Source organism: Deinococcus multiflagellatus (assembly GCF_020166415.1).
In the GTDB taxonomy this organism is placed as follows: domain Bacteria; phylum Deinococcota; class Deinococci; order Deinococcales; family Deinococcaceae; genus Deinococcus; species Deinococcus multiflagellatus.
In genome coordinates this window covers 1-624 of record NZ_JAIQXV010000075.1, presented here as the reverse complement: position 1 = coordinate 624, position 624 = coordinate 1, and the positions used below count along the sequence as shown (strand labels likewise).

Genomic DNA, 624 nt, shown 5'->3' with positions numbered 1-624 from the left:
GTTCCGATGGTGGCTGTTGCTGGGAGACGAATACAGGGCGCAATGCCGTGCGCGTCCAGAAACGCGAACCACGTTTTGCCGATGAACTCACGGTCTGCCAGCAAGCTCCCGATGCGTCGCTCGGGGCAGCATTGAAGGAACCGGGTCAAAAGCGCTTCACGCACCTGTTGCGAACTGCTCCCCCCATGGGGGAGCAGTGTCCACATCAGTGGCAGACGTCAGGCCGTCCCACACCGCAGAGAGCAAGAGAATATTGATGTCCTGTCTGCCCAATTTCCAATTCGTCCGGTCGAGGATGAGGTGCACTTCGCCCTCTGGAAGGAACGACAGGGCGAAGCGTGCAAACAGGCGCTCCGGGACATCAAAGCGGACAAAGCGCCGCAGTCGCTGGTATCGCGTCTCCAACGAGCCAGGGAGATGAACATGGGTCTTCAAGGTGTACAGCACGACACTGCGCGCCTGCACCATGGCCAAGATCAGGTCCGCCAGCACCTCGAGGCGACGGGGGTCAAGAGGAAACGCAGACCGCAGCGCGTCCTGCAAGGTATCGTGGGGGTGTCGGCTCTGACGTGTCTTCATCGCAGAAACACGCTACAGGAGCCGACTTTTCCCTGGGTATCAGGA

General features: G+C 60.1%; 1 pseudogene. It reads right to left on the bottom strand.

Features of this window, described 5'->3' with window-relative positions:
* A pseudogene (locus K7W41_RS23375) lies at window positions 1-579 on the bottom strand (transposase); the annotation flags it as partial.
* Between the last annotated feature and the right edge of the window lie 45 nt (window positions 580-624).